Source organism: Chitinophaga sp. YIM B06452 (genome assembly GCF_039655965.1).
Taxonomy (GTDB): domain Bacteria; phylum Bacteroidota; class Bacteroidia; order Chitinophagales; family Chitinophagaceae; genus Chitinophaga.
This window is the reverse complement of record NZ_JAWLKY010000010.1, coordinates 78,619-87,096: the sequence shown is the minus strand read 5'-3', so window position 1 is coordinate 87,096 and position 8,478 is coordinate 78,619. Positions and strand designations below refer to the sequence as shown.

Annotated in this window: 5 protein-coding genes; 2 read left to right on the top strand and 3 right to left on the bottom strand. The window is 48.4% G+C overall.

Features of this window, described 5'->3' with window-relative positions; translation table 11 throughout:
- From R3I13_RS26805 to R3I13_RS26795, 3 genes are all read right to left on the bottom strand, one after another.
- Positions 1 to 1,647 (bottom strand): DUF6443 domain-containing protein (locus R3I13_RS26805; RefSeq protein ID WP_346321078.1); only part of this gene is annotated, 1,647 nt, incomplete at its 3' end.
- A 126-nt stretch (positions 1,648 to 1,773) separates the two neighbouring features.
- Entirely contained in the window at positions 1,774 to 5,550 is a 3,777-nt protein-coding gene (locus R3I13_RS26800; protein WP_346321077.1) for a DUF5977 domain-containing protein, read from the bottom strand.
- 255 nt (positions 5,551 to 5,805) lie between these two features.
- Complete coding sequence (locus R3I13_RS26795; RefSeq protein WP_346321076.1) at positions 5,806 to 6,222, bottom strand: nucleoside-diphosphate kinase; 417 nt, start codon at positions 6,220 to 6,222, stop codon at positions 5,806 to 5,808.
- A 178-nt stretch (positions 6,223 to 6,400) separates the two neighbouring features.
- Between R3I13_RS26795 and R3I13_RS26790 the strand changes: the two genes are divergently transcribed.
- Positions 6,401 to 7,405 (top strand): DHH family phosphoesterase, encoded by a 1,005-nt coding sequence (locus tag R3I13_RS26790; RefSeq protein WP_346321075.1) that lies wholly within the window; start codon positions 6,401 to 6,403, stop codon positions 7,403 to 7,405.
- Between the two features lie 35 nt (positions 7,406 to 7,440).
- Positions 7,441 to 8,313 carry an FKBP-type peptidyl-prolyl cis-trans isomerase gene (locus tag R3I13_RS26785; RefSeq protein WP_346321074.1) on the top strand — a complete coding sequence of 291 codons (873 nt, stop codon included), beginning with the start codon at positions 7,441 to 7,443 and terminating at the stop codon, positions 8,311 to 8,313.
- Positions 8,314 to 8,478 lie beyond the last annotated feature (165 nt).

Sequence of the window (8,478 nt, the reverse complement as noted above, 5' to 3'; positions counted from 1 at the left end):
GTCGTTGTAATAGGTGGTGGTCACCAGCCACTGGTCGGTGTCCAGTACCCGCACCTTGGTGCCGGTGACCATGCCTTTGGTGAGGGCCGACTGTGCAGCCGGGCGTTCGCCTGTCTGCGTGCCCAATGGGGCCGGCAGTTCAGAGGTCGTGTAATAAGCTGTTTTTGCGTCCTTCTTACCGGCATAGCTGTAATCGTCGTAATGGGTATAAGTAAGAGCGTAGAGTTTAGCAGGGTCCAGGTTGGGCAGGGGATTGTTGGCCGTGACCGTTTCAGTGCGCAGCTGGGTGTTGGGATCGATCTCCAGGCTGACATCCGTAGCGCTGGCTGTCACCTCGAAGCCCGCCAGGGCGGTGACGGACACTCTGCCTTTATAGGCGGCCCGGCCATCGTGGCTGTTGACCACCAGGCTGTCTTCTCCCGGGATGGTGTGGGCGATGGTTTGGGCGGTAGTGGCGACGGCCAGCTGGCTGCGCAGGGTGGCTACCGGGGTGGTGGTCTGGTAGAGCGCCGTCATCGTGGGCCGGTTCAGCCCGTCGTAGAGCGTGGTAAGCCATTGATTGGTCAGCCGCAGCTGGCCGTCTTGGGAGAACACCAGCCGGTCCCGCACGTCATAGACCATCCACACCGGTTCGGTGCCGGGCACCTGTTTGAGGAGCATCCGGCGGCGGCCGTCANGGTCCCGCACGTCATAGACCATCCACACCGGTTCGGTGCCGGGCACCTGTTTGAGGAGCATCCGGCGGCGGCCGTCATATTCATAGCGGAAGCAGAGCTCTTTGCGCAAGGTGGCATCTGCCAGGCTCCAGCTGTTGCCCAAAAGTATCTCCACGGCTTTGGGCGGCAGCACGTAGCGCAGGTTGCCCAGGTCATCGTAGACATAATACGTGCAGAGCCAGCCCACATGGCCGGTGCCGGGCGTGGTGGCCAGCTGCACTTTTTTTAAGATCACCTGGCCTTCTTTGTCTTTGTATTCCACCACGGCGTTGCCCGCTTCGTCGGTAGTCACATTCTTATAGAGCTCGCCGGCGTTGTAGCGGGTGGTACTGGCCGGCACACTGCCGTCAGCGGCAGCGATGGTCCAGATGCGTACCGAGTCGCTCACGGCATTGACCAGGTATTGCTGGCTCACGCCCACGTTGGATCCGGCCCAGCTGTTGCCGGGGGCCATCATTTGCAGCACCCGGTTGAGTGGAGAAGCTTCAAAGACAGTCTGGTTATAAAATACCTGTTCCCCGGGATAGATGGGTGTACCGGAAACAGGCGCGTAGAAATTTTTTTGATCGGAAAAGGGGTTGGTCTTAAAAGTGCCATCACCCGCGGTGGAGACATAAGGTAAGTATTGGAATTGCTCGCGGCCGAAAGCATCATAGATCACCGGGGCTACCACATCTTTTTTAGCCGGGGAGCCGCCTTTGGTCACCGTTTGCAAAGGGCGGCCCAGGCCGTCTGCATATTGGGTAGATTGGCGAACATTGGTGACATCAGTTTCTGCGATCACCGCCGCAGGGTCTGTGAGGGGCTTGGCCGGTTCCCAGGTGCGCACGTAGTTCACTTTCGTGCCCGCACCGTAAGCAGCAGGGACAGGGTTCACCGTTTGCGTAGGAGTGGAAGGTTGTGTTTGTGTGTTCGGCTTTTGCGCGAACATCTTTATTGATGTTGTCAGCAAGATGATCACAAACAAGACTCTCTGTAAAGGCGATAATAGGTTTTGCATGCTATACATTAACTAAGTTAGAAACATCGATTAATCTTATTCAGGCAATTACTTCGGCTACCTGACGATATACCCGTATCCGTCCTGCAGAGTAAACGTATAATTTGTGGCCGGTGCCCCAGGCGCCTGGGAAGCCCTCTCAGACAACGTTGTATTAGATTTAAGCACCTGGCTTGATCCGGAACAATTAAATGATTCTTCCGTTTCAGTATTGATATTATCAATTGTACTGGTCCTGACAACTTTTATGTTAATTGTAATACTTCCCGTGACTGAATACGGAATCGTACATGCTGAATTACTGTAAAACCTCACTACGACGTCTCCCGTGGTAAGTGTCGGGGTTTGCACAACATTTTCAAATCTCAGTTTTGTGTAAACGGGTGGAAGGCAAGCGCCATTCGTCGCGTTTGCATATGCCTGGCCATTCTGAATAATATCATTGTCCGCTTTTTGATCCGCGTCTGCCTGGCTGATGTCGGAAAAATGCTTACCTGCTGCTACAACATATTCCACTCTTCCCCCTATGCTATCTCCTGTGCAGTTATTGCGCACAAACAATCCGCTTTTCTCAACATTGTAGTAATGAATAATGCAATATCCGTACTTGTTTGCATAAGCCTGCCCGTTTATGTTTATATCATTCTGCGCTTTTGAGTCAGCGTCTGTCTGACTTACAGAAGAGGAATATGTACCGGCAGGCACTTCGTAGGTGACTGCTGTTCCGTGAGCTGTACCGCAGTCATTCCGAGTAAAAGACTGACTTTTATAAACGTTGAAATAAAGCGGGGCTATTGCCGTCTTGTACTTATAATCATATTGCTTGATAATATTATTCTCATTGTTCCGAATAAGCTTAAGACGGCCATAAGAGTCGTATTCGTAGTAAGTACTCTGACCGGCAGGGTTGGTTTCACTGGTAACACCAATTAGCGGGGAATAAGTATAAGTGCTTACAAGTGCCCCTGGTAAATTGGTCCTTAGCTTATTCAACTCTGTCCTGATCTGGGCTTCAGTATAGCTCAAAGCATTGTCCAGCATGGTCTGGTTGACATGCTGCTGTACGGTACTATAATCGTTCCCAACAACCTTTGCGACCGGGTACCGGGAATTATAGCCCCATACATAAGCTTCCTTTGTATCATTTGTTTTTGACTGTTGTAAAATATTTCCTTTCGCATCATATTGGTCCAGCGTAATTTGCTCTTTATACGCAGTGTTCTTTGTAACAGCTCCTCCAACAACAGATGATTCGGTAAAATTTGTAACCGGGGCGGCAGATTCCGTGGTGAAAACTTTATCAGGCACAGGAAAGGTGGGTTTGAATGAAAAGAACTGCGAAGAAAGCAGTCTTTTGTTTGAGCCGTCAGTATTTGACCTGTAAACGCTTTTTTCAATAACAGGGACAACCATATTTATGTTGTTCATGTTTTTTATTCCGGCCGAAATATTGTCAGAAGCAGTAATGCCAGTATAGTTAAAAGGGTATTTGAAATTGGTGATATGTACTTCCCCCTTACTATTGGTAACTTTTTCGCTGGCAATTAAATTCCCGGCGGTATAGTTATACTCCAATGTCGTTCTTAATTCGCTGCCCGTTAGCACATCATAATCAGTGACATTTTTTTTGCTCAGCAATATATCTCCACGCGTGATGGTGTAGGTACCATAGTTAAATGTAGACTGGAGGCCTGAATTCGTGTAAAGATCGTATAACGGGATGGCTGAGTTGGAGGACCCAATTTGGTTTCCCAAAGCAAAAGCGGATACTTTCAGCCCTGTGAATTCATTATTCCCAGGGCTCAGCACCGGCATTGTATATTCATAATTTTCCTTTTGAACGGGAGTGGAAACGAAATTTTCTACTTTATAAACAGTTTTTTCTGTCAGAAAAGGCCTGTTCCAGTAATTGTACGACGGTACATAGTAAGCTGGGAACTTGAGGACAGCCAGTGTTCCACCATATATATAATTACCGCCTTCACTTGTAGGATAAACAGTTGCCTCATTATTATTCGCTACGTTGAACTTGTAAACGATCTTCCCGGTTCCATAGTCTTCTGTTACCTCATTATACCAACCTGTATTAGGCTGTGCAATGGCGTCTGCCAGTTCCCCATTCAATGCCGAAGATTGTACCGTTCGCCTTAAGCTGACGATCTTATCCCCATTGGAACATCCAAACTTGGCCAGGATAACATTTTCATTCAAAAATAACCTGGGGTTTGTGGGATCGATTATGCGCATGCCCTTTCCATAGTAGTAGTTCCTTGTCAGGGTTGTCCCACGCGCAACGTCATCGCCCGAGATTTGTGATATCCTGAATCCTCCGCCAGAGAATATTTGTGCAGTGCCATTGATGATAGCTTCGTATTGATTGGATGCATAGGAGAAATACTGCTTGCCACCGGTGGGGTAGGTGATTTTACTTAACATGCCTACATCGGAGACAGGGACTGCCCGCTTATTAAGACCGGCCAACATTACATAGTCGGGCAAAGCAGGGCCACCATCTACTCTACTGTAATCAAACCTGCCATATTCATTGGCCAACCTGTAATCACCACCGGGATCATTGATAATATATCCGAAACAGTCATAGTTACGAAATCGTATATCTTTTGAGGTATAGTCAAAGAAGTATCTTTCAACCACTATATTATCTGCGCCCGCGATTTGGATTGAATCCAGGAAGATCCGTTCTGCCGGCTGACTATAGAAAAATGATATTTTCTTAAACAAAATGCCATTTTCTTTTGCAATTGAAATCGCATTGACTGTGCCATTGCTATTCCGGCTTATTGTAACCTGTTCACTTGGTGTAGTTATCGCAGAAAGGATTTTCGTGTTATAATTATTGACGGTCCCTTGCTGGGTAGCACCTTTATTATCAGATGAAGAGTAATAGCTGGGGCCGCAATGTTGCTCATAATCACCCTCCAATATAGTCCTGCTATAAGCAGGCATCCCTTCACTGGATTCCTGGATCGGCTGGTATTGAAAGTTGATCTTATTATTGAATACCGTTGTGATCTCACTAAGCAGCCACGCAGAACTATACTTCCTGTATGCCCCGTTTATATAAACCTGCAAGTTTTCATTATTCTGATCATTATCACCCAGCTTATACTGAACGCCCCTTCCGTCTGTTACGTTAAAGCCATTGATAGTACCGTCAGCAACTGTATAATTGATCTTATTCAATGTCGCGTTGTCCAGCATGGTCGTAACCCGGTTTTGCCTGTCGGTAATAATAAAATTCCCTCCCTGATCCGGCAGGCCTATCGTGAACATATCGTACTGGCCATCAAGGTAATCGTTGCTGGACGCTGCTACCGCGGGAATATCTCCACCTGGGCTCATTACAAAATACCTTGCGAGGTACCTGTCATGGTCATATTTGGACGTAAACCCGCTTAAATAACTTCCTATTGTCTGACCATTCGGAAAATTATTCATATCCGGCATACCGTACGCTTCATCGATCCTGCCATGCACTGTTCTCGATATACGGTATCCCGGGTTCAGGTTCCAGCCAAGCCCGACATCCCCGCTTATCTGGCCGTATTTTATCCCGGAAGCGTGGTAGGATATGCCAATAGGGATATTGACGCCATCTAACTGAATAGTGTAGAAATTAATATTGATTTCAGGCAGCCCGTTATAAAGTGATACTTTATAGTTAATAAATTTCTCAAACTCCTGTGACCGGGGTGATGGGGGAATGACAGCATTTAATTGGTTGGATTGTCCAAATGAAAGGCCGGAACTGATGAAACTGAGAAATGTTATAATTAACAAGCTATTGATGGGTCGTAACAGGAAACTTTTCATGATAATTTTAGGTTGGGACTTCGGTATATGGATACTAATTAAAACTAAAAATGGAATACAAAGCCTGTCGTATTTGGGTTAAGGCTTTATGGCTGAAAAGTATGAAAAAAATACCGAACTGTATATTTTTCATAGGTGTATTGACGATAAATTAAAATACAGCCCGAAGGGCTTAATGGGTTAAACAGGAGTACATCCAGCAAAAAAGGCGGTCCTCATCAGGCCGCCTTTCACTATCATAATTCCATCTAAACCTTAAAATCTCTCCAACCCGCTAAAGAAAAAGTTCCCTTCAATCTCCGCATTCTCATCTGAATCAGAACCATGAACGGCATTACGGCCGATGGATTCTGCATAGAGTTTGCGGATGGTGCCTTCTTCGGCCTGTGCGGGGTTGGTGGCGCCGATCAGTTTGCGGAAATCTTCCACGGCATTGCTTTTCTCCAGGATGGCGGCTACGATGTGGCCGCTGCTCATGAACGCTACCAGTTCACCGTAAAAAGGCCTTTCCTTGTGAACGGCATAGAATTCGCCGGCTTTTTCAGCGCTCAGGCGGGTCAGTTTCATGGCTACGATCCGGAAACCTGCTGCGCAGATCTTGTCCAGGATGCCGCCGATATGCCCGTTCTGAACTGCATCGGGCTTGATCATGGTAAATGTTCTGTTGCTCATATTGTGAATTAGTCGTTATAGTTGGAAAAAACCGTATTGCGCCGCAAAAGTAAACAGATTTTGTTAAGCCGTAAAAAATTTTGAAATTCTGGCCCAAATGAAGAACTTCGCACTTCGTTTGCACGAACGGAGGCAGGTGGCTGCAAACGCCTTGTACATTAAAATTACAGTTATAGGAATGAAGCCGATCGAGGAAATTAAGCCGCTGCTGGACAGCCCCAAGAAAGTAGTGGTAACGATGCATCAGAAACCCGACGCCGATGCGATGGGCTCTTCGCTCGCCATGTATCACTACCTGCGCCGCAAGGGGCACGACGTAACGGTCATTTCCCCCACCAATTTCCCGGATTTCCTGAAATGGATGCCCGGCAGCGAAAACGTCCTGGATTTCGAATCCGCCCAGGATAAAGCACTCAAAGCCCTCGAAGGCGTGGAAATGCTCTTCTGCCTGGATTTCAACACCATGAGCCGCACCAAGAACCTGGAACCCCACCTGGATAAACTGCAATGCGTGAAAGTGCTGGTGGACCATCACCTGGAACCCTCGCCGGACTTCGACTACGGCATCAGCGACACCTCCGCGGCCTCCACTGCTTTGCTTGTTTACGAGATCATCTACCGCCTTGGGGATGAGCATTATATCGACAACGACATTGCCCAGTGCATTTACGCCGGGACTATGACGGACACCGGGTCTTTCCGCTTCGCTTCTACCTCCGCCCGTGTTCACCGCATGGTGGCCGATCTGCTGGAAAGAGGACTGGAGCATGAGTACATCCACCAGGCCATTTACGACAATTTCCTCGAAAACCGCCTCCGCTTCATCGGCCACAGCCTTTTGAACCGGATGGAGGTGTTTTATGAGACCAATACAGCCATCATGGCCATCCCTTACAGCGACCTGAAGCGGTTCGACCTGCAAACGGGGGATACGGAAGGACTGGTAAATTTCCTTTTGTCCATCCAAGGCATTAAATTAGCAGCGCTGATCATCGACCGGAACAGCGAGGTGAAGCTCTCTTTCCGTTCCAAAGGCAACTTTGATGTGAATACCTTCGCGCGTAAATATTTCGAAGGAGGGGGGCACTTCAACGCTTCCGGCGGCCGCAGTACTGACTCTCTGGAGAAAACGGTACAGCGCTTCCTGAAAGCGATGCATGAAAATGAGGATTTGTTACAATAGCAATCAATACAATATCAAATCACTAATACAGTCAAATGAAAAAGAACAACCTGTTACTTGCTGCATCACTGGGAGCCCTGGCGCTGGCTAGTTGTGGTAAAAGCGGCCCGAAAAAAACACCGGGCGGCATCGCCTTTACTATCGAAAAAGCCGGTAAAGGAGAGAAACTGAAGAAAGGTGATACCGTGCTGGTACACTTCGCTTCTTACCTGAACGATTCCCTGCTGATGAGTTCCCGCCAGCAGCAAGGCAGCGCGCTGCCGCTGGTAATCACCGATTCCAGGGACAAATACGACCTGATGGACGGTTTTGCCATGCTCTCCGAGGGCGACAGCGCCGTATTCGTACTGCCCGTGGATTCCATGCCTCAAATGCCTCCCATGGCTAAAAAAGGCGATGTGATGAAAGTGGCCTTCGTAGTGGAAAGCAAATACGCCGCCGCTACGCAGAATGCAAAAGAAGAAAAAGAGATCGCTGAATACATCCAGAAGAACAACCTGAAAACCACCAAATCCCCCAAGGGCGTACACATTGCTGTAACCCAGGAAGGTACCGGCGCACAGGCTAAAGCTGGCGATGAAGTAACCGTGAACTACACCGGCAAACTGATGGATGGCACCAAGTTCGATTCCAACGTGGATTCAACTATCCGCCCCGGCATGCCGCTGGAGCCCCTGAAATTCAACGTAGGCGAAGGCCGCGTTATTCCCGGATGGGATGATGCGCTGGCACAGCTGAAGAAAGGTTCCAAAGCCACGCTGGTGATCCCTTCTTCCCTGGCTTACGGCCTGCAGGGTTCCGGCCCCGTTATCAAGCCCAACAGCATCCTCGTGTTCGACGTGGAACTGCTGGACGTGAAACCTGCCGCAGCCCCCGCAGCTCCTGCGCCTGCAGCTCCCGCCAAGTAATCTGTGAATGAATCATTATATACAGGCCGGTCCATTATGGGCCGGCCTTTTTTGTGTATTAAATTAACAGGAAAAAATGTGCATGAATTTCATTCAATTTATTGACAACCAGTTCAATGCGCGGTTTTAATGATAATTCTACCGGTTTTCCAACGAATTGACCCT

Excerpts from the sequence above, each read along its gene's own strand:
- R3I13_RS26800 (WP_346321077.1), bottom strand. The coding sequence starts at position 5,550 with ATGAAAAGTTTCCTGTTACGACCCATCAATAGCTTGTTAATTATAACA.
- R3I13_RS26795 (WP_346321076.1), bottom strand. The coding sequence starts at position 6,222 with ATGAGCAACAGAACATTTACCATGATCAAGCCCGATGCAGTTCAGAAC.
- R3I13_RS26790 (WP_346321075.1), top strand. The coding sequence starts at position 6,401 with ATGAAGCCGATCGAGGAAATTAAGCCGCTGCTGGACAGCCCCAAGAAA.
- R3I13_RS26785 (WP_346321074.1), top strand. The coding sequence starts at position 7,441 with ATGAAAAAGAACAACCTGTTACTTGCTGCATCACTGGGAGCCCTGGCG.